The sequence below is a fragment of the Algoriphagus ratkowskyi genome, from assembly GCF_002150505.1.
GTDB lineage: Bacteria > Bacteroidota > Bacteroidia > Cytophagales > Cyclobacteriaceae > Algoriphagus > Algoriphagus ratkowskyi.
The window spans coordinates 158,722-180,043 of sequence record NZ_MSSV01000015.1 but is presented as its reverse complement, the minus strand read 5'-3'; the positions used below and the strand labels follow the sequence as shown (position 1 = coordinate 180,043).

The window sequence follows — 21,322 nt, the reverse complement described above, 5'->3', positions numbered from 1 at the left end:
ATTACAATGAAGTAATTACCCTTGGAAGGGGTAGCATAGATCTAAAAACTAAATGATAGCATGCCTATGCAGTCGTTTGTGTCATCTCGAACGACCTATTGTTTTGAGATCATCAAACTAGGTCGCAGAAAAATAGATTTACCTTACCTTTGTCCCAATTAGAACCATTTTCGCAAGAAATGCTGTTCTGAACACATTGTAACCTAATGGACCTTGAATCCATTACCTATTACAGCACATGAAGACAAGACAAAGAGTAGTAGTCGGCCTCTCTGGAGGGGTCGATAGTTCCGTCGCCGCTCAATTGCTAATCGAGCAAGGCTACGAAGTCATCGGGATGTTCATGAAGAACTGGCACGATGAATCCGTCACCATATCTAATGATTGCCCTTGGATGGAAGATTCCACCGATGCAATGCTGGTGGCAGAAAAACTAGGTATTCCATTTCAAGCAATCGATCTCAGCGAAGAATACAAGGATAGAATCGTGGATTATATGTTTGCCGAATACAAAGCCGGCAGAACTCCCAACCCAGATATCCTTTGCAACAGAGAAATCAAATTCGATATTTTCCTGAAAGCCGCAGAGAAGTTAAAAGCTGATTTTGTGGCTACTGGACACTATTGCCAAAAAGGCGAAACTATGGGTGCTGATGGCAAAACAACCTATCAATTAATTGCAGGAGCCGATCCAAACAAAGATCAGAGTTATTTCCTGTGTCAATTGAATCAAAGTCAGTTAGCAAAAGCGCTCTTTCCAATTGGGCATATGCAAAAGCCAGATGTAAGGGCAAAGGCCAAAGAAATGGACTTAATTACTGCTGACAAGAAAGACAGTCAAGGACTTTGCTTTATAGGTAAAGTTAGATTACCTGATTTTCTTCAGCAGCAGCTAAAACCTAAAAAAGGGCAAATCATACAGATCCCTGAGGACTTAGCAATCTATCAAAAACAACAAATCCCAGCGGGAATCTCTCCTGAAGATTACGATCAGGAAGCTTTGGATGCCATTTCTCTACCTATCCATTATTCTCAGGATCAGGGAAAAGTGTTGGCTGAGCATAATGGAGCGCATTACTTCACTGTCGGCCAAAGAAAAGGGCTTCATGTTGGTGGCACTGGCAAACCACTATTTGTGATCTCTACCGATACCACTGAAAATGTGATTTACACAGGTTTGGGAGAAACACATCCTGGACTACTTCGAGATGGGCTTTTCGTGAAAACTGACGAGATCCATTGGATCCGTGAGGATCTAAAGCTCAATCTTGGCGAAACTGCCAGATACGAAGCCCGCATTCGCTATCGTCAACCGCTAAGTGGAGCCACGCTTATCCAAAAAGAAAATGGTCTCTATGTCATCTTCGAACAGCCTCAAAAAGGTGTGGCTTCAGGTCAGTTTGTGGCTTGGTATGATGGTGAGGAATGTATTGGTTCGGGGACGATATTCTAATAAGTTCAGAATTTTGATTTAGGATTTACGTTCCGAAAGCTATCGGAATATGAGGCTAATGAAATTTGAAACCTTCAGTTCAATTCATTAGCCTCTTTCACTACTCATTCATTTTCAATTTTAAATTATTCCATTTTAAATTCCCCTGTGTTAGAAATACTTTTCGAAGACGATTTTATTATCGCAATTAATAAGCCTTCGGGACTGTTGGTTCACCGAACTTCCATCGCAGCAGAGGAAACTGTTTTTGCCTTGCAAATGCTCCGTGATCAAATTGGGCAGCATGTATATCCTGTACATCGCTTGGACAGACCTACGAGTGGGGTTTTACTTTTCTCCAAAAAAGAAGATATTCTGCCCATGCTGAAACAGCAATTTGCTGATCGATCTGTGCAGAAAACTTATTTGGCGATAGTTCGTGGGATTCCTGCTATCAGATCAGCTCTAATTGACCATCCACTCACAAGTGAGCGCTCAAACAAACTGCAGGAAGCGCAAACACATTATAAAGTTTTAGAGGAAGGTGAGATCCCGTTTGACACCACTGGAAGGTACCCGACAAGCCGCTATAGTTTGCTTGAATTGAAACCTGAAACTGGTCGAACTCATCAGATCCGTCGGCATTTGGCACATATACGACACTATATTTTGGGGGATAGGAAGCATGGAGACAATAAGCAGAACCAGTTTTTCGAGAAACAATTTGGAATGGAAAACTTGCTTTTGCATGCGAGACAACTTGAGTTTACCCACCCTATTTTGAAAGAAACTCTCATCGTACGAGCTGAGCTTCCAGGCCATTTCCAAAAAACCATCACTGATTTAGGATGGACAGCCCTTCATCTAAAGGAATAGGATCGCCATTTCCCAAAATTTAAATACTTTAGTAGTCAAATCCGCTTTTCTGACATTAAAAAAGCAAACTCAAATTCGAATAATTTTATTCTATGTTTCAGGCCACTTCGGTCTCCTGTCTTCTGTCTCCCGTCAATTAAAACTAATGGTTGCTAGTAACAAGCGGATAATCATATATTCAAAAATCCACAATTTATAAACCCTATGAAGAAATCACTTTTAGGCCTTAGCCTTTTACTATCCGTGACTTTTGTAGCTGAGGCTCAAAAGAAGAAAATTGACAAGAAATTCAATGAAAAAGCAGCAATTTCTGAACTGACTTACCTAGCATCTGATGAACTGAAAGGTAGAGATCCTGGCACTCCTGAGATGGCACTTGCCTATGATTTCATCGCCAAGCAACTAGAATCTGCTGGTGCAAAGCCAGTTCCTGGAGGAGATGGCTTTTTTCAAAACATTCCTTTTATAATGTCATCGCCTCCTACCAAAGGAGAAATAAAATTGAGAGATTCGGTTTATTCTCAAGGAAAAAACATGCTTGTAATTAATGGAGGTGCTATTTCTGGGAAATATGAGTTGGTAGATGTAGGGTTTGGAATGGCCGCAGATCTGGAAGGAAAAGACCTGAAAGGTAAAATCTTGTTGACAAATGTAGGTGCTCCAGACCGAATGAGTCCTGCTGATTTGTTCAGCTTGGGTGCTGAGAAAGCTAAACTTGCAGAAGCTGCAGGTGCTATTGGAGTGATCGAACGATTTAACATTCCATCTATTCCATGGCCTTTGATTTCCAATTATTTGAATCGCACTCAGATGGTCGTTGATAATGGAGAATCAAGCAAAATGCCATATATCTGGATAGAGGATGTGAAAAACACCTTTAAAAATCAATTAACTGCCGGAAAGGTGGAGGCTTCTCTTTCCATTGAAGGCAAAAAAAATACACCTGTTGAAGGGAAAAATGTGCTTGCCTGGATCGAGGGAACGGACAAAACACTAAAAAATGAATTTGTGATGCTGTCTGCGCATTACGATCATGTGGGAATTGGGACACCAGATGCAAGTGGAGATTCCATTTACAACGGAACTCGTGACAATGCTGTGGGAACAGTAGCTGTAATGAATGCAGCTAAGTTTTTTGCCAAAAACCCTCCAAAAAGATCTATACTTTTAGCGCTTTGGACAGCTGAGGAAAAAGGATTGTTGGGTAGTGGATATTTTGCAAGCAATCCCCTAATTCCATTAAATCAAATCATTTACAATCTGAATATCGATGGTGCTGGTTACAATGACACATCTATCATTACCGTGATTGGTTTGGGAAGAACAACTGCTGATGACTTAGTATCGGAAGCTGTTTCTGATTTTGGACTGAAAGCAATTGCTGATCCAGCTCCAGAGCAGGGACTTTACGATAGATCGGATAATGTGAACTTCGCCAAAGAAGGCATCCCCGCTCCTACCTTCAGTTTAGGATTCACTGCTTTTGATGATGAGATTAACAAGTATTATCACAAAGCTGGGGATCACGTGGATTCCATGGATTTGGATTATGTGACCCTTTATTGGAAGTCATTTATCCTAGCTGCGCAAAACATCGCGAACAACAAAGAGCAGCCAATGTGGGTTGCTGGTGATAAGTACCAGGAAGCAGGGAAAAAGCTTTACGGGGATAAGTAAAGTTTGTAAATCGTAAGATTTGTAAGTTGTAATTCTTGTAAGAGGTAAAAAGTGAGAGGTGGTAAGTTGGGTTCTGATGAATTCCATTTACCACCTTTTTTGATAGATTTCTATTTTTAGCCACGAAGATCACAAAGAAAGCGCAAAGGGTAATGTTGTTGAATTCTTTCAGGGATAGTTTTAATTGTCGTACCTCAGCTAGTTTCTCTCACCTGTAGTTGAATCATGACACTGATCGTGCCGTTGGCACTCTGGAAAACCATCAGATATTTTATAACCCAGAATTTCATTCTGGGCTGTTACTGGTTGTAACGTTGGCACAAGACGAAAACCTTATCATTTTGGATTATCAAAACTGTGATCTAATTCAGATCCCGAGAAATTGCCAACGGCAATTACCATAAAAGCCCCGAATACAGCGAAGCGCAATTCGGGGTTTAGTCAAGTTTATAGATAAATACGAGTGCCAAAGGCACGATCGGTATATCTAAAATTGTTTCATTTCTAAGTAGTAATTCTTGTATGAGGTAATAGTGAAATTGAACACGAGGAATCCCTCAGAAACTAAAAACTGATGACTTTGAATAATAGGGCTGAAAGCCCTGAATACCAAAGCCCTGCTCGTCAGGGCTGGGACTCTAAGCGAAATACTTTCTTGTAAGTTGTAAGAAGTTCGAGGTGAAAAGTGAGATGTAAATACAAGATATTTTTTACCTCTTATTTTAATGGAGGGATGAAGAGTCGGATTTTACATGGAATATGGATCGTGCCTTTGGCACTCTAGAGAACCATCAGATATTTTTTAACCCAGAATTTCATTCTGGGCTGTTACTGGTTGTGCCGTTGGCACAAAACAATACCCTAATCATTTTTAGATTTTCAGAACTATAATCTAATTCAGATCCCGAGAAATTGCCAACGGCAATTCCCATAATAGCCCCAAATACAGCGAAGCGAAATTCGGGGTTTAGTCAAATTTATAGATAAATATGAGTGTCAAAGGCACGATCGGTATATCTAAAAAAATGTATGAATTGTAAGTTGCAATTCTTAAAATAGGTAAAAAGTAAAAGGCGGTAAGTTGGGTTATGATAAAATCGATTATCCGCCTATTTTTTTCAAATACTGTGGGTGTTATTATTATGATTCAAGAAAAACACAAAATTTTAAATGAATTTCAATGTAAATCATTCAGCTCCAAAATTTGAAAGACATCAAGTCGGAATATTTTCCAATAAATAAATTCATCGACTATTTTTTGGTCGTTTGATAACTCGCCAATTGAAAGTTTCAAATCTCCGAAGTCAGCAACCGTCGGATTTATAGACTCGATTATCCCATAACAATTATATGCAGTTTGATTTTCAGCTTGGTCAATTTTACATTGTTTGTTTATATTTTCACTGAAAACTTCCTCCCACCTTAATGAATATTCCAAATGAGAAAATTCAACCATGTAAGATTTTCCGATTTCAAAATCTTGTCCCCAAAAATTCGCATATATAGAATTCCCTCTTGAATTGCTGAATTTTACAATTCCCTCATAGTTATCTGATTTCACAATTTCTATAACGAAAAGTTTATTCATAATTAAAGCTTTAAAAATTGCATATTGAAAGTGAAGCTACCCAAACAACATCCCAGCAATCGTAGCCGTCATCAAGCAAGCAAGCGATGCTGCAAGCAATGACTTCAAGCCTAGTCTGCTAATATTTGCTTGTTGATTTGGTGCGATGATGGCAATACCTCCTAACTGAATTGCAATTGAACTGAAGTTAGAAAAACCACAAAGTGCATAGGTTGCTATCACAATCGACTTTGGACTTAGACTTCCCATTTCCTTCATTTCTGAAAGGCTCAAATAAGCCACAAATTCATTGATAACGGTCTTTTGTCCAAGTAAAGAACCCACCTGGAGCGTATCAGCCCACTCCACTCCGATCACCCAAGCAAACAATCTAAAGACTTGGCCAAAAAGATATTCCAAAGAAAAGCCCTTAAACTGGCCACCTGTGCTATTCACTACAAATTCATTCAATCCTGTGATGTCACCCACAATCCCCATCAAAAGAAAATTGATTGCAGCGATGACGGCTATAAACGCTAAAAGCATAGCTCCAACATTCAACGCTAATTTCAAACCTTCAGAAGCACCAATCGACATCGCATCGATCAGATTTACTCCCATCGCTTCTTCATTCACTTCAAGCTTAGCGGCCGTTCGTTCCTTCTCTACCTCAGGAATAAACATCTTGGACATCACAATCGCTGCCGGGGCATTCATAATACTTGCTCCAAGTAAATATGCTGCAAATTTACTTTGCTCCTCCAAACTGTCACCTCCCAGAAAAGCTACATACCCAGCCAAAACTCCACCGGCAATAGTCGCCATTCCACCTGTCATCAGGCACATTAGTTCTGATTTACTCATGGTTGGGATAAAGGGTCTCACCAGCAAAGGTGCTTCAGTTTGTCCCAGAAAAATATTTCCTGCTGCGGACAAACTCTCCGGTCCTGAAAGTCTCATCGTTCTCGCCATCACCCAGGCGATACCAAAAACAACTTTCTGAAGTATTCCTAAATAATATAATCCTGCGGAAACTGTAGAGAAGAAAATAATAGTAGGAAGTACCTGGAAAGCGAAAATGAAACCGTAACTGTCTCCAGCAAGGTCTCCAAAAATAAAGGATGCTCCATCACGGCTAAAACTCAGAAACTTCACAAAACCTCGGCTAACCATCGCAAATCCACTTTCTACAATAGGAACTTGAGTAATCAAAAATCCAAAAACTAATTGTAAGAGAATTCCAATTCCAACTAATCTCCAGTCGATACTTTTCTTGTTGCTTGAAAAAACAAAAGCCACCAAAACGATGACGGCCAGACCAAAGACTCCTCTTAAATACTCCATTAAGTAATTATTGCGAATAAGGCCTAAAAATAAGGAACGCCTGCTCGGAAAACAATCTTGCTTTCGGCGAATACAGTTGAAATAGAAATGAGGGGGTAGAAAAGTGATCAATTTTCAGTGATCAGGATTCAGTTATATTGACAAAAGTAGTTTAAGTTATTAAAAGTCCAGCTTCTGGAGAAGCAGGACAACTGGACTGACTTGAATTTGTTATCAAGAGCAAAAGGTAATAAGTGTACAGTCATCAGAGTGCAATCGCAGTTGAACTAGTATGAGCTAGCTAATGTGAAACTTCATACTTAAACTAAATCAATGCTGTGCCCTTTGAGGTTATTTCTTTTTTTATAAAAAAAGCCCGAGATAATCTCGGGCTCTAACTGGTATTAGTTTCTCTTGTTTATTTCATCTCGGATCCGAGCTGCTCGCTCGTAGTCCTCGTTATTAATCGCTTTGTCAAGCATCTGATTAAGCTTATCCAAACTAAAATCCTTCAGAGAAGGCTCTTTTTTAGTGGTGAACTTTTGGGTGGCTGGTTTTGATTCATCAGCATCATCCTTTCGTTCTACCTCATAGTGCTCAATGGCCCCTTCAGACATAGCTTTTTCAGTACAATAAACAGGACTTCCAAACCGTATCGCTATCGCTATTGCATCAGAAGGGCGTGCATCCACATCAGATTCGATTTGGTCGCTTTTACACTTAATTTTAGCATAATAAACCCCCTCCTTCATATCAGTGATCACGATTCTTTCGATGTCGAAATTGAATCCAGCCGCAAAAGATTTAAACAAATCATGCGTCATGGGACGATTAGGAACGATTTTTTCGATTTCCAAGGCAATTGCTTGAGCTTCAAACATACCGATTACTATCGGCAAGCGTCTAGCGCCACTCACCTCTCCAAGTACTAAGGTAAATGACCCCGATTGGGAGTGATTAGACGAAAGTCCTAAAATCTCAAGTTCTATGAGTTTTTCCACAAAAATTTATAATTCAGCTTTAAATGCTTCGTTTAGTTTTGGTACAATTTCAAATGCATCACCTACGATCCCGTAATCTGCCGCTTTGAAAAAAGGCGCATCAGGATCTTTATTAATTACGACGATACACTTTGAGGAATTGACCCCTGCAAGATGTTGAATCGCTCCTGAAATTCCTATCGCTATGTATAAAGTAGGCGCGACTTTTATACCAGTTTGACCTACGTGCTCATGATGAGGTCTCCAACCTAGATCAGAAACTGGTTTTGAACACGCTGTAGCCGCACCAAGTATTTTAGCCATTTCTTCCACCATGCCCCAGTTCTCAGGGCCTTTCAATCCTCTACCGCCTGAAACTACGATATCAGCTTCTGGAAGAAGAACGTCTCCAGTAGCGCGCTCTGTGGAAGTTATTTTAGAAGCAAAATCTGACTCATTCAGGGACACTGCAAATTCTTCAACTTGCGCATCAGTTCCATCCAATTTTAAATCGATTGCATTCTTCTTGATTGCAAGAATTTTATTTTCGGTAGTCACCGTGGTTTCGGCAAAAGCCTTTCCAGTGTAAATACTTCTTTTGACTATATATCCACCATCAGTTTTTGGCAAATCAACGACATTGGAAACTAATCCAGCTTTCAATTTGATCGCTAGTCTTGCTGCTACCGCATCACCTAAAGATGATTTGGCTAGCACAAGAGTTTTAGCTTCTACTTGCCCAAATGCTTGAGCTACAGCCGAAGCGTGAGCTTGGATCACTCCAGCATCCAACTTACTGTCAGCTCCATGTAGTACTTTGGAAGCGCCAGCTTTTCCTACAGCAGCTAATTCTTCTTTACTTATCGTACCGAGTGCTACGGCTACCACATCTCCCTCTCCAGTCTGTGCAGCTAGAGCATTTGCAAATGAAACAGCCTCAAGGCTCGTCTTTTTTACCTTACCCTCGGCTTGTTCTATATATACTAAAATTGACATAATATCTTGAATTATAATAGGTTATGGGTTTATACTAAAGTACTTTTGCTTCGTTTTTCAAAAGCCTCACTAGTTCTGCCACATTATCTTTATCGACCAATTTAACAGCGCCCTTAGCTGGAGGAAGTTCATACTTGCTCGCTTCAGCTTGCGTGTCCTGAGAAACAGGCTCTACCACAGTGAGTGGCTTCGTTCTAGCAGACATGATTCCTCTCATATTTGGGATTTTCCATTCTGCAATCGGCTCCTGACAGCCAGCAATTAGAGGAAGAGTTGCTTCCAACATTTCTTTCCCTCCTTCAATTTCTCTCGCCATTTTCACAGATGATCCATCTACATCTAACTTCATAACTGGTGAAAAAGAAGGTATGCCAAGCAATTCGCCCACCATTCCATGAACCATTCCTCCATTAAAGTCAATAGATTCTCTACCCATCAAAATCAAATCATATCCACCTTCTTTGGCGTAATGGGCTATCTGCTGAGCTACGAAATAGGAATCCTTAGGAGCAGAATTAACCCTGATTGCATCATCAGCACCTATTGCCAATGCTTTTCTCAAAGTCGGATCCGAATCCGCCTCTCCTACATTTAAAACTGTTAACTTTCCACTTGCCTGATCTCTAAGTTCCACAGCGCGCGCCAAAGCATAGTCATCGTATGGGCCAATTATATATTGAACTCCAGTAGAATCGAACTTGGTATTGTCGGCCGTAAACTGAATCTTGGAGGTAGTATCGGGTACGTGGGTGATACAAACAAGAATCTTCATTGGTTTAGTGTTAGATTATTTTAGATTTATTTCTCGTGAAAATAACAGTAAGGACTTAATTAAAAAAACTATTGATGACCAATCTGGATAGGATACAGCTACTCCGACAGTTTACCGAAGAGGAACCAGAAAACCCTTTTAACTGGTATGCACTTGCAATAGAATTTCGAGAATCAGATCAAGATGAGGCATATTCACTCTTTGCCAAATTGCTTGCTGAACATCCAACTTACCTTGCCACCTACTTTCCCGCCGCTCATTTATATGCCGAAATGGGGGAAATAGCCCAATCAAAAGTGATTTTTGAAAATGGTATAGTTCTAGCTCGTGTGGAAAAAAACACCAAAGCTCTACAGGAATTACAGAATGCCTATCAAAATTTTCTCTTTGAAAACGACCTAGATTAAGTTGAAATTTTAGCGTCAAAAAAGATTGAAACCAGCTTAAGTTCGTGAAAAACCTTTTGTGCTTATATGATCTAGATCAAATTTTTTAATCCTTCGTAATTAAGATTCTCCTGCTAGAAATGCTTACTCATTTTCTTTCTATCTTAATACAAAAATTGAAATACTAGTTACTAAGCTTGAAATCATGAAACATCTAGCCCTGATTATTATTCTTGCATCGGTTTTCAGTTGTACATCTGAAAATTCGGCTGACAATTCAGCTAAGTCATTTAACCTTGAAATCCAAGATTCTATACAGGTGGATTATTTAGGTAATCTGAATGTTTTTGATTTTGATCCAGAATCTGGTCTGTATCTGGGCTTGGATTCTGATGTTAATGATGTTGTTCTTTTTGATGAAGATGGCAAATCTCAACCTCAATTTTCTGTGCAAACAGCCAAATCCAACGTTATCACTTGGGTAGTTGGAAAAGGTTTTTTGGATGGTAAAGCAACTTTAATGGATGTAAGAAATGGTCTTTTTCAATTCGATACAGATGGTGAGGTTAATCGCATTGAAATACCCCGTGAACATTATTATTTCAATGAGTTAAGTTTTTCTGCTTACAAACTGGGGACGAATTACTCCTATATCCGCCCAGAACGTGATGAGGCGGAAAATAAAGACCAATCAGCTTTTTACAAACGAATCTATGAAAGTCCACTTTTGGAAGTGTTGGACTCTAAGACTGGTGATGTCTCCAATACAATGGAATTTCCTCCTGGATCAATTTATGAGGATGGAAACTATTATGGTTGGATGTTTCCCACTATTGCTAAAAGAGATGGGAAATGGTATCTCCATATGAGAGCAGAGCGAAAATATCATGTTTATGAGGAAAAGGAGGATGAGGTGATTTATGTAAAAACTGTAGACCTAGAGATACCTGATGCATTGGACGTAGTCGGTGTTCCAATCGAAACACCGTGGTTATTAAATCGACAGCTAGCACCTAATCTTTTTGGGAGAATAGAAAGCTTATATCCTTTGTCTGACTACACAATTTTGATCTATACGAAAGGTGAAAAGAATGAAACCTTAAATCAATATGACACTGAGAAAGCCGAGGAATTGCGCAATTTTATTGATGGTATTCCAAGATTTGCTGCTGTATTTGATAGAAATGATTCTCTTTTGCAAAAAGATATAGAGCTACCTAAAGGCCTGGTGTTTAATGGTGTTTACAATTCTGAGGATGAAATTATTGCATTAAAAAATCAGAATTTCTTTGGAGCGGAAGACAAAACATCTATCTATAAACTTAAAATCAGTAACTAAGCTCCCATTGATTTAGCCTCCACCAGGCAGTTTAACCTATGATATAATCTATCCTAAACTTGAAGTTGAGGCAGTAAGTTTCTGAGTCGTTTTCTTATCTTGACCTTTCAATCCAATCCTCCAACGCAATGATCACCCAAAAAGAAATGTTAGCTCATTTTCTTCCTCTTTTGGAAAAAAGTGGCAAGCGATACAAAAAGAAAAGTATGATTCGTGCCAAGAAGGCCCAACCTGGACAGTTGGTGGTTACGAAAACTTCTGATGGTGATGAGACACAAAATACAGCTGAAGCGGGCGATTGGCTGGTTGAGAATCAAACAAGTACCAATGAATTGTATCTAGTCAAAGCAGAAACTTTCCAGAAGAAATATTCCTTGGTCCAATCACTGGAGCAAGGCTGGGGATGCTATCAGCCAAATGTTGAAATACTAGGAATTCGAGTTGATGACAGCCATTTGGCTGATTTGGGGAGCACAAAAGTATTGGAATTTCAAGCGCCTTGGAAAGATAGTATGATACTCAAATCTGGAGATATGCTAGTTGTTCCAACTCAAAAAGATGAAATTTATCGAATAGCTAAGAAGGAATTTGGCGAAACTTACGTGGAGATTTAAGGAACCAATACGATCTTCCCTGTCTGCTTGCCATCACGCATTCGATCAAAAGCTTCCTCTGCCTCATCAAATTTGAAAACCTGATCGATAATCGGAACAATTCTCTTTTCGCATACCAAAGAAAGCATGTTTATGAAGTCCTGATCAGAACCCATGGTTGTTCCCATGATTTTTAGCTGATTCCAAAATATTTTTCGAGCTATCAATTTGCTGGGATTACCTAATGTAGCTCCATAGAAAACAATTTTCCCACCAGGCTTAGCTACTTCAATAAGATGATTTAGTGTGTCACCAACAGCTCCATCTACGATTAGATCAAAACCATTTGTCTCTTCAAAGGCTTTTGAAATCCAGTTGTGATCCATGTAATTAAACGTGAAATCCACGCCCAACGCATTCGCCCTCTCCAATTTCTCAGGGCTGCTACTACTTGTGGATACTCTTGCCCCAAGTGCCAATCCAAACTGAACTGCAAATTGAGCTACACCCCCACCAAAACCAGTGACTAAGAGGTTTTCTCCGGCCTGAAGATCTCCTTGAAAAGTAAGTGCACGGAAAGCTGTCAAACCTGCTAGCGGCAATGCACCTGCTTCTTCCCAACTTAAGTGCGCTGGTTTCTCATGCAATCTATCAAGCGGAACAATGACTGATTCAGCAAGCGTGCCATTTCTCGGCATACCTAAAATCTCAAATGCTTCGCTTTGAACTTTTTGGTTTGCTCCCCAATTCAACGCTGGATTTATAATTACTTCTTTTTGCAACCAGTCATAATCCACTCCCTCTCCTATTTCAGCAACTATTCCAGCTCCATCAGAACCTAAAACTACTCCATCTTTCAGATTGGGGTACAAACCCTTTCTGCACCATTCATCGCGATGATTTAAAGCTGCCGCTTTAATCTGCACTCTTACCTCGCCCGGAAGCAAGGCTCGTGACTGAACGTCAGTCAGAAGTAATTTGGAATCCTGAGAACTATCTAGAGTAATTGCTTTCATGGGGAAAATTATTGGTCAAAAATTAGATTATCTGTAGTTATGCCACCAATCACATATTCTTTGATTAGCCTCCGGCAATACTTCACTATAACTTTCGGTAGAATGGTGACCGAAGCACCATGAATTTTAGTATTTAATCTGAAATTAGTCGCCATCTTCCTTCTCCGGTCTCCAGCCTTCCGTCAGGTTAACTGAAAAGATATGCTAAATGGCTTCTAGGTGCAATGCATTGGTTAAAATGCGTCTTCTGAATTATTTCTATTTAATAAATCTTCTCCATCATCACTATTGGCTTTACTTTGAAGCTTGATAGTATTTCCAGAATCAAACTCAGAAACCCCACTTGATTGTGCAGCGAAGGTAGGTCTGTAAACCGCGTTTCCACCTTGTGGATCTTGCATATTTCCAAAGCCATCCAAATCCTGAAACTTTGTATATCTACCAATGAAACGAAGTTTCACATTGTCCAATGAACCATTTCTGTGCTTGGCAATAATCACTTCACCAACTCCTTGAGTAGAATGACCATCCTCATCCTCGGTGATTCCATAATATTCTGGGCGATATAGGAACATTACCATATCTGCATCTTGCTCGATGGCTCCTGATTCCCTTAAATCTGAAAGTTGAGGTCGCTTATCTCCGCCTCTAGTTTCCACCGCTCTGGAAAGCTGAGAAAGTGCTATCACGGGAACTTCCAGTTCCTTTGCAATTTTCTTCAGCGCTCTGGAAATACTTGCAATTTCCTGCTCTCTATTTCCTCCAAATCCACCTTTAGAATCACCTGACATCAGCTGCAAATAATCAATTACAATCATCTGAATATCGTGCTGCGCCTTCAGCTTTCTACATTTAGCACGAAGCTCAAGGATTGAAAGTGCAGGCGTATCATCTACGAAAAGTGGTGCTTTTGAGAGTTTGGCCGTCTTATGAACCAACTGAGCCCACTCATGCTCGGCCAAAGAACCCTTTTTAATTTTTTCTGAATCAAGTTCAGCTTCGGATGAAATCAAACGATTAACTAACTGAATGGAGGACATCTCCAAAGAGAAAATCGCAACAGGACGATTATGATCTACAGCCGCATTTCTCAATACCGAGAGGACGAATGCTGTCTTCCCCATCGCAGGACGTGCTGCAATAATTACCAAATCTGATTTTTGCCAACCAGCCGTCACACGATCCAAAGCAGTCAAACCAGATGGAACGCCGGTCAATCCATCCTTTTGGCCTTTTCTAGCTTCTAATTCTATGATCGCCTCTCGCATGATGGATTTCATGTCTGAGTAATTCTTTCTAATATTCTTTTCTGATATTTCAAAAAGGTTCTGCTCCATTTTATCGAGCAATTCAAAAACATCTGTAGTCTCCTCGTACGCATCTTTTTGAATATCGGAAGCAATTCTGATCATCTCACGCTTAATGGATTGCTCGGTGATAATCCTTGCGTGGTATTCAATATTGGCAGCAGAAGCAACTTTAGATGTCAATTCTGTCACGTAGAAAGCTCCTCCAGCAATTTCCAAAGTTCCACTTTTGCGAAGCTGAGAAGTAACTGTGAGCAAATCGATCGGCTGGCTTTCTGTAAATAAATCCAAAATCGCCTGAAAAATTACCTGATGAGCATCCTTGTAAAAGCTCTCCACCTTCAAAATATCTATCACGTTAGTAAGCGCATCCTTCTCCAGCATCAAGGCTCCAAGCACAGCTTCCTCAAGCTCAATGGCTTGCGGAGGAACTTTACCAAGTTGGTTCGTATTTGTGTGAGTTGGCTTAGTACGGGTGATACGTGGATTGCTACTTTTCTCGTTCATAGAACAAATGTATTGGGAAAAAGGCAAGAGTTTTGAACAACTTCTACCCAAGTTATCAACATTTGAAAGACTCAATAATCAAGCCTCAAAGCGATAATTATTTTTAATAAATGCCTTTTCTTAATCACAAAACACAAGCTAAAATATAATCGTCCGAAACCACACTGAAGCTTATTGAGCTTAGATTTCCAGATTTTACAATGAAAATGACATACTCCATAGTAGAAGAATCATACCACTCAGAGAAAAACTTTCGAATTAGAATTGCTAGTCTTCCGAGCAGCCAATTATTATTTTTAAGTTTACAGTAGAATTCCAACCTATTATTTTTCCAAATGAAAAACTATCACTTTATAGCCGTAGGTGGAGCTGTGATGCACAACCTAGCTCTGGCACTTGTAGAAAAAGGCTATCGGGTAACTGGCTCTGACGATGAAATCTACGAACCTTCCCGAACGAGATTAGAAAAAGCAGGAATTTTACCTGCTGAATACGGCTGGTATCCTGAGAAAATTACGTCTGACCTCGATGGTATAATCCTAGGCATGCATGCTAGAATTGACAATCCGGAGCTTGTGAAAGCTCAGGAATTGGGAATTCCGGTTTATTCATTCCCTGAATTTATCTTCAATCAAAGTCAAAACAAAAAGCGCGTGATAGTGGCTGGCTCACACGGCAAGACATCTATTACTTCTGTGATTCTCCATGTGTTGAAGGATCAAAATGTAGATTTCGATTATCTTGTTGGGGCGCAGATTGAAGGTTTCGACCTGATGGTAAAACTTTCTGATGCGCCTGTGATCATCATCGAAGGTGACGAATACCTCACTTCTCCGCTCGACAGAACGCCAAAGTTCTTTCATTATAAGCATGACATTGCTTTGGTAAGCGGAATTGCTTGGGATCATTACAATGTATTTCCTGACTTCGACGAATACAAAGAGCAGTTTAGCAAATTGATGGATTTGACGCCTGATGCTGGTGAGTTGATCTATTGCGAAGCGGATCCACTGGTGAAAGAAGCTGCGGAGAAAAGTGATATTGCAGCAAAGAAAACTGCTTATAAAGCTCATCCAGCGATTATTAAGGATGGAAAAACATTTTTGGAAACGGGGAAGGGATTAGTTTCGATTTACATTTTTGGAGAGCATAACTTACAGAATCTTCAGGGTGCAATGGACATTTGCCTAGCTTTGGGACTTACGAAAGAACAGTTTTACAAAAGCATACAAACTTTTAAAGGTGCAGCAAAGCGTCAAGAGCTTTTGATGGAAACAGAAAACTCTAGCTTATTCCGCGACTTTGCCCACGCTCCATCCAAATTGAAAGCAACTGTGTCGGCAGTGAAGAACCAATTCCCAAACAGGAAGCTAATTGCCGTGCAGGAACTTCACACCTATTCTTCACTTAATAAGGAGTTTTTGCCTAACTACGCTAAGACGATGGAAGCTGCAGATGTAGCAATTGTGTACCTTGATCCTCATGCAGTAGCATTGAAAAAACTAGAATTGATGGACGAGGAAACGCTAAGAGATGGTTTCCAACGACCTGATTTAAAATTATTTACTGATAGCAACAGTCTAAAAGAATACCTTCTAGCGCAAGACTATACAAATTCCAACCTACTTTTAATGAGTTCGGGATCCTATGACAAAATGGACCTAGAACCGATTAAAGCTAAATTCAACTAATCATGCAATTAAACTTAAAGAATTCAATCGCTTTTTTTGACCTAGAGGCAACCGGAATTAATATTTCCACAGACCGTATTGTCGAGATTTCCATCGTGAAAGTAAAGCCTGACGGCGGACAGGAAATCTATACCAAAAAGATCAACCCTACTATTCCTATTCCTCTTGAAGCTTCGCTAATTCATGGCATCTACGACAAGGATGTGAAAGAGGAGAGCACCTTTAAAGATTTGGCAAAAGAGATTGTTCAGTTTATCGGTCAGTCTGATCTTGCTGGATTCAATATACTGAAATATGACATTCCGCTTCTGGTAGAAGAATTTCTCAGGGCAGGTATCGAGTTTGATGTGGAGAAGAGAAACTTACTGGATGCGCAGAAGATCTTTTTCATGATGGAAAAACGTAACCTGACATCTGCCTACAAGTTTTACTGTGGCAAAAATCTAGAAAATGCTCACTCTGCCGAAGCTGATACGCTTGCAACATTGGATGTATTCACAGCACAAATAGAGCGTTATTTGGGAGAAGAAATGGAAGATTTGCAGGGTAATAAAGTGGGAGTCTTCGAAAACGACATGAAGAAACTACATGACCTGCTCAATGAGAAAATGGTAGATCTAGCCGGCAGGTTTGTATTCAATAACGAAGGTGTTGAAGTTTTCAACTTCGGGAAGCAAAAAGGAACTCCAGTCACTCAAGTGCTCAAAGACGAGCCAGGATATTATGACTGGATGATGCGAGGAGATTTCCCGCTAGACACCAAAAGGAAACTTACTCAGATCAAACTAAGAGGATTTAATATGTAAGTATTTGAACTTAGCTTTATTGATGTCTTTAGTAATCTTCTCATTGTTTTATAAGCTGGAAGACAGAAGACCGAAGTACTCTCAATTCAATTTTGAAGCTTATTTTAGAATGCTTTTGGCTTACCTTATCAAAAACAAAAACCCGGAGGCGACTTCGGGTTTTGTTTTAGTAGTTTAGATAGTAGGTATCAGCTTCACTTAATGTTTAGCAGATTCAATAGCCTGAATAAGCACTATCAGGGTATATACTATGATAACCATATTTAACTCATCTACTCATAAGCTAAAAAAGCGCTTAGAAATACCCATAAAAATATGACAATGAGTAATTTAAATAGGCTAAAGCGATTATTTTTAATCCTAATTCTTGCATCACCATTTCTTTCATTTGCCCAAGAAAATTCTTCCAATGATTATTTACTTCCAAGCTCAAAACCAGATCGGATTATACTAAATCTATCTGAAAATCCACTGGAAGGCATAGGGATTAACTGGAGAACCGACACTTCTAGGAATTTTTCTCAATTAGAATTTGCTGTTGCCACCGCGGGTCCAGAATATAGAGAAGCGGTATCTTTACTGGAAGCTGAGACAGAAACACTTGTGTCTCAGCATGAAGGCGAACCCGTCATCCATGCCAATTATCACCAGGTGAATTTGACAGGATTGAAGGCTGGCGAACAGTATGTGTATCGCGTCGGAACGGAGGAAAACTGGTCTGAATGGTTTCAATTTTCTATTCCCGAAGATGACAAGGAGGTGAATTTTCTCTACCTCGGTGATGTACAAAATGAGGTTGTTTCTATGTTTAGTCGAGTTATTCGAGAAGCGATGATCAACTTACCTAAAATGGATTTCACAGTATATGCTGGAGATTTAATAGACAACGAGCATGCTGATTTTGAATGGGGAGGATGGTTTGAAGCTGGAGATTGGATTCATGCGACGATTCCTTCTATGATGACTCCAGGCAACCATGAATTTTCTAAAAATCCCGCGACGCTAACTCCTCACTGGAATGCTCAATTTAATCTTCCTAAAAATGGTCCTAAAGGATTGGAAGAAACCAGCTATGAAGTAAATTATCCAGAGTTAAAGGTAATTTCTCTTGATGGTGAGCAGATCGATGAATCCCCTACTTATAGAAAAGCTCAGATTGATTGGTTAAGAAATATTTTGACCAATAACCCTAGAAAATGGACGGTGATCACTTTTCACTATCCTGTTTATGCAACCCACCCTACTCGTTATCATGATAAAATGATAGATTATATACGGCCTATTTTGCAGGAGTTCAAAGTTGATTTAGCTATCCAAGGTCACGATCATGCCTATGCAAGGGGTCAGGCCTTCGATGAAAATGGTAAACTTAACTACGACAAAGGCACTGTCTATGTCGTCTCTGTGGCCGGGCCAAAAATGTATGATTTGAAACCTGATGAGTGGATGACACGGAAAGGGTATAGCACTCAGACTTACCAATGGATCAATGTTAAAGATGACCTGTTGACTTTTAAAACCTACACAACACTTGGCAAACTCTATGATTCTTTTGAAATCCAAAAGGATGCTGACGGATCAAACTCAATTATAAATAAAATTCCCAATACGCCAGAAAGACTTCAATCCAAATGAAAAATCAACCTCTTTTCCTTACTTCATTTTCAAAACGTGTCGTAGTTTTTGCACTAACATTTTTCTTTTACCTATCATCTTTTGCCCAAGTAGATCAGATCAGAGAAAAGCTTCTGAATTCTAATGAATTATTGGTCGCAGCACACAGAGCTGCACATCAACATTATCCTGAAAACAGTCTTGAGGCAATACAGGAAGCGATAGATCTGGGAGTAGATATTATTGAAATAGATGTGCGTGTGACCACGGATGGAAAAGTCTATCTAATGCATGATCAAACTATTGATCGCACAACTACAGGAAATGGCGATATAGAAAAAATGAGTAGCGCTGATTTGAAACAGTATACACTCTTATTTGATGGCAAAGATTCTGGAATAGCTATCCCCACATTGAACGAAGCATTGGCACTTTCCAAAGGGAAAATCATGGTGGATCTGGATCTCAAAACCTCCAAAATAGATGAAGTGATGGCTGTTGTTCAAGAATTGAACGTACTTGATGAAGTGATCTTCTTTGACTCAGATTGGGAAATTCTAAAAGCAATAAAAGCAAAAATGCCAAGTGCTTATTTGATGCCTCGAACATACAAAACGAAGCAGATAAAAAAAGCTTACAAGCAACTAGATCCAGTGATTGTGCACATAGACCCTAGTTTCAATTCTAAAAAAACCTATGCTCTTGCAAAGAAATTTGGCGTTCGAACATGGATCAATTCTCTTGGAGATTTGGATAGGGAATTAAGCAAAAATCCTAAACCTGAGCTGGCTTTTGATCTATTGCAACATGGTGCTAGCGTTGTCCAAACTGATTTACCTAAATTCTGGATAGGAATCAAGGCTCATTCACCTAACCTCCAAATTGCTAAATAATTATTCGACAGAGTGGAATAATTCCCGAATGTGGCACTAGACTAAATAGAAAGAGCCCGGCTTTATACCGAGCTCTTTCTCCAATGCGACTAACTCTTTAACCTCCCACGATTTTGAGCCAAGTCTTATTATGATAACTTTTTAAAATCAGTATTATAATGCTTATTTCCCTTTGTAAAAAGTTAAGGCTTTAGGCATGTTGCTATTCAACTTACTTATTCTCGTCTGAGATGCAGGGTGAGTTGAAAGAAACTCTGGTGGAGCCGCTCCATTTTCTTTTTCAAGCATCCTTGTCCAGAAAATCGGTGCTTCTCTAGGATCGTAACCAGCAATTGCCATAAAAATTAATCCCATTTCATCAGCTTCCAACTCATGCTGCCTTGAGAATTTCAGCGTTCCTAGTTGACTTCCAATACCCACGGATTGTAATAAAATCTGCTGAGTCATAGATGGATTTTGTCCCAATGCAGATGACAATGCACTTACTCCTAGGTTAGTAAGCATTCCAGTTGACATTCTTTCTGCAGAATGAGAAGCCACTGCATGTGCTATCTCATGACCCATTACTACTGCTATACCAGTTTCTGTTTGGGTAAGGGGCATAATACCAGTATAGAATGCTACTTTTCCTCCTGGCATACACCAAGCATTCACTTGATCACTTTCCAACAGATTGAATTCCCATTCAAAAGAATCTGCTAGCTCTTGAAATCCCTGAGAGATCAAATAACTTTCCACAGCCTTAGCCATGCGATTCCCCACTCTGAGCACCTTTTGCCCATCAGCCGAGCTAGTTACTACCTTATCTTCCTTAAGAACCTGATTATATTGGTCATCTACCATAGGTTGAATCTCTGAAGATGACACAAGTGATAATTGATTTCTACCTGTTAGCGGCACTGTAGCACAGGAATACATAAATAATCCTGTACAAAACAAAATTGCTATTTTTTTCATGGTGGTTTTTTTTCTTCAGTAGTTTCAAATTGGATACCAGAATGCAATTTTCACTACTTTAAGATTTCATTCTGAAAAACATGAAAACTAAAGAATCCCAAATCGCTTTAAATCCGGATGCATTAGCTTATCAAAAAAAAATGAGCAATCCGCTATATTTTTGGTTTGGAATGTTAATTAAGCTTCCCTCAGCAATCTTTTGGAAGTTTAGAATAAAAATATTAGATGCTGAGAAATGTGTGGTGACTATCCCATATTCTTGGAGAACTCAGAATCCTTTCAAATCAATATATTTCGCCGCAATGGCTGGCGCAGCAGAATTGAGCACTGGTGCACTTTGTCAATTAGCTATTAGCGGTCAAGGAAAATACTCCATGCTCGTGGTGGATTTCAGGGCGGAATACTTTAAAAAAGCTAATCAAACCATCACATTCACCTGCGAACAAGGGCAGGAACTGTTTACACTGATTGAATCCTTACGGCCAAATGATACCGGGAAATTGACGATGGTTTCCAGTGGTAAAAACCCACAGGGAGAAGAGGTAGCACGATTCTATGTAACTTGGTCTTTCAAGAGGAAAGCTTAAATA

General features: G+C 39.6%; 19 protein-coding genes. 11 read left to right on the top strand and 8 right to left on the bottom strand.

Annotation, left to right across the window (positions count from 1 at the left end; all coding sequences use genetic code 11):
* Positions 1–238: 238 nt before the first annotated feature.
* The 3 genes from mnmA to BVH02_RS15400 all read left to right on the top strand — a co-directional run bounded on the left by mnmA (position 239) and on the right by BVH02_RS15400 (position 3,985).
* Positions 239–1,453, top strand: a complete 1,215-nt coding sequence (mnmA, locus tag BVH02_RS15410) for a tRNA 2-thiouridine(34) synthase MnmA (protein WP_086502362.1) — start codon at positions 239–241, stop codon at positions 1,451–1,453.
* Positions 1,454–1,600: 147 nt separating this feature from the next.
* Positions 1,601–2,308 carry a pseudouridine synthase gene (locus BVH02_RS15405; RefSeq protein WP_086502361.1) on the top strand — a complete coding sequence of 236 codons (708 nt, stop codon included), beginning with the start codon at positions 1,601–1,603 and terminating at the stop codon, positions 2,306–2,308.
* A gap of 204 nt (positions 2,309–2,512) precedes the next feature.
* Positions 2,513–3,985: a M28 family peptidase gene (locus BVH02_RS15400; protein ID WP_191278345.1), complete on the top strand. Its 1,473-nt coding sequence runs from the start codon at positions 2,513–2,515 to the stop codon at positions 3,983–3,985.
* A gap of 1,177 nt (positions 3,986–5,162) precedes the next feature.
* Here BVH02_RS15400 and BVH02_RS15395 read toward each other — a convergent pair.
* From BVH02_RS15395 to BVH02_RS15375, 5 genes are all read right to left on the bottom strand, one after another.
* Positions 5,163–5,573, bottom strand: coding sequence for a hypothetical protein (locus BVH02_RS15395; protein ID WP_086502359.1), 411 nt, complete (start codon positions 5,571–5,573; stop codon positions 5,163–5,165).
* A gap of 36 nt (positions 5,574–5,609) precedes the next feature.
* Positions 5,610–6,896: a NupC/NupG family nucleoside CNT transporter gene (locus BVH02_RS15390; RefSeq protein WP_086502358.1), complete on the bottom strand. Its 1,287-nt coding sequence runs from the start codon at positions 6,894–6,896 to the stop codon at positions 5,610–5,612.
* 383 nt (positions 6,897–7,279) lie between these two features.
* A complete protein-coding gene (locus tag BVH02_RS15385; protein WP_086502357.1) occupies positions 7,280–7,876 on the bottom strand; it encodes a bifunctional nuclease family protein in 597 nt (198 codons plus the stop codon).
* A 6-nt stretch (positions 7,877–7,882) separates the two neighbouring features.
* Positions 7,883–8,851, bottom strand: coding sequence for an electron transfer flavoprotein subunit alpha/FixB family protein (locus tag BVH02_RS15380; RefSeq protein WP_086502356.1), 969 nt, complete (start codon positions 8,849–8,851; stop codon positions 7,883–7,885).
* Positions 8,852–8,885: 34 nt separating this feature from the next.
* Positions 8,886–9,623 carry an electron transfer flavoprotein subunit beta/FixA family protein gene (locus BVH02_RS15375; protein ID WP_086502355.1) on the bottom strand — a complete coding sequence of 246 codons (738 nt, stop codon included), beginning with the start codon at positions 9,621–9,623 and terminating at the stop codon, positions 8,886–8,888.
* A gap of 74 nt (positions 9,624–9,697) precedes the next feature.
* Between BVH02_RS15375 and BVH02_RS15370 the strand changes: the two genes are divergently transcribed.
* The 3 genes from BVH02_RS15370 to BVH02_RS15360 all read left to right on the top strand — a co-directional run bounded on the left by BVH02_RS15370 (position 9,698) and on the right by BVH02_RS15360 (position 11,962).
* Positions 9,698–10,030 (top strand): tetratricopeptide repeat protein, encoded by a 333-nt coding sequence (locus tag BVH02_RS15370; RefSeq protein ID WP_086502354.1) that lies wholly within the window; start codon positions 9,698–9,700, stop codon positions 10,028–10,030.
* 184 nt (positions 10,031–10,214) lie between these two features.
* Positions 10,215–11,348 carry a hypothetical protein gene (locus tag BVH02_RS15365; protein ID WP_086502353.1) on the top strand — a complete coding sequence of 378 codons (1,134 nt, stop codon included), beginning with the start codon at positions 10,215–10,217 and terminating at the stop codon, positions 11,346–11,348.
* Positions 11,349–11,476: 128 nt separating this feature from the next.
* The gene (locus BVH02_RS15360) at positions 11,477–11,962 is read left to right on the top strand and encodes a hypothetical protein (RefSeq protein WP_086502352.1); all 486 of its coding nucleotides are present in this window, start codon (positions 11,477–11,479) and stop codon (positions 11,960–11,962) included.
* Here the strand turns inward: BVH02_RS15360 and BVH02_RS15355 are convergent.
* Together BVH02_RS15355 and dnaB are read right to left on the bottom strand one after the other, a co-directional pair.
* Positions 11,959–12,957, bottom strand: coding sequence for a zinc-binding dehydrogenase (locus BVH02_RS15355; protein WP_086502351.1), 999 nt, complete (start codon positions 12,955–12,957; stop codon positions 11,959–11,961). The two genes, BVH02_RS15360 and BVH02_RS15355, sit on opposite strands and share 4 nt — an antisense overlap.
* Positions 12,958–13,190: 233 nt before the next feature.
* Positions 13,191–14,771 carry a replicative DNA helicase gene (dnaB, locus tag BVH02_RS15350; protein WP_086502350.1) on the bottom strand — a complete coding sequence of 527 codons (1,581 nt, stop codon included), beginning with the start codon at positions 14,769–14,771 and terminating at the stop codon, positions 13,191–13,193.
* Positions 14,772–15,106: 335 nt separating this feature from the next.
* On the opposite strand from dnaB, the gene BVH02_RS15345 reads away from it, so the two are divergent.
* From BVH02_RS15345 to BVH02_RS15330, 4 genes are all read left to right on the top strand, one after another.
* Positions 15,107–16,462 carry a UDP-N-acetylmuramate--L-alanine ligase gene (locus BVH02_RS15345; protein ID WP_086502349.1) on the top strand — a complete coding sequence of 452 codons (1,356 nt, stop codon included), beginning with the start codon at positions 15,107–15,109 and terminating at the stop codon, positions 16,460–16,462.
* A gap of 2 nt (positions 16,463–16,464) precedes the next feature.
* The gene (locus tag BVH02_RS15340; RefSeq protein ID WP_086502348.1) at positions 16,465–17,268 is read left to right on the top strand and encodes a 3'-5' exonuclease; all 804 of its coding nucleotides are present in this window, start codon (positions 16,465–16,467) and stop codon (positions 17,266–17,268) included.
* A 321-nt stretch (positions 17,269–17,589) separates the two neighbouring features.
* Positions 17,590–18,903, top strand: coding sequence for a purple acid phosphatase family protein (locus tag BVH02_RS15335; RefSeq protein WP_158093900.1), 1,314 nt, complete (start codon positions 17,590–17,592; stop codon positions 18,901–18,903).
* Complete coding sequence (locus BVH02_RS15330; protein WP_086502346.1) at positions 18,900–19,775, top strand: glycerophosphodiester phosphodiesterase family protein; 876 nt, start codon at positions 18,900–18,902, stop codon at positions 19,773–19,775. Before BVH02_RS15335 ends, BVH02_RS15330 begins: the two co-directional genes overlap by 4 nt.
* A gap of 162 nt (positions 19,776–19,937) precedes the next feature.
* Here the strand turns inward: BVH02_RS15330 and BVH02_RS15325 are convergent, their stop codons facing one another.
* Positions 19,938–20,732, bottom strand: a complete 795-nt coding sequence (locus tag BVH02_RS15325) for a M48 family metallopeptidase (protein WP_086502345.1) — start codon at positions 20,730–20,732, stop codon at positions 19,938–19,940.
* 80 nt (positions 20,733–20,812) lie between these two features.
* Here BVH02_RS15325 and BVH02_RS15320 point away from each other — a divergent pair, with 80 nt between their 5' ends.
* Positions 20,813–21,319 carry a DUF4442 domain-containing protein gene (locus tag BVH02_RS15320; protein WP_086502344.1) on the top strand — a complete coding sequence of 169 codons (507 nt, stop codon included), beginning with the start codon at positions 20,813–20,815 and terminating at the stop codon, positions 21,317–21,319.
* Positions 21,320–21,322 lie beyond the last annotated feature (3 nt).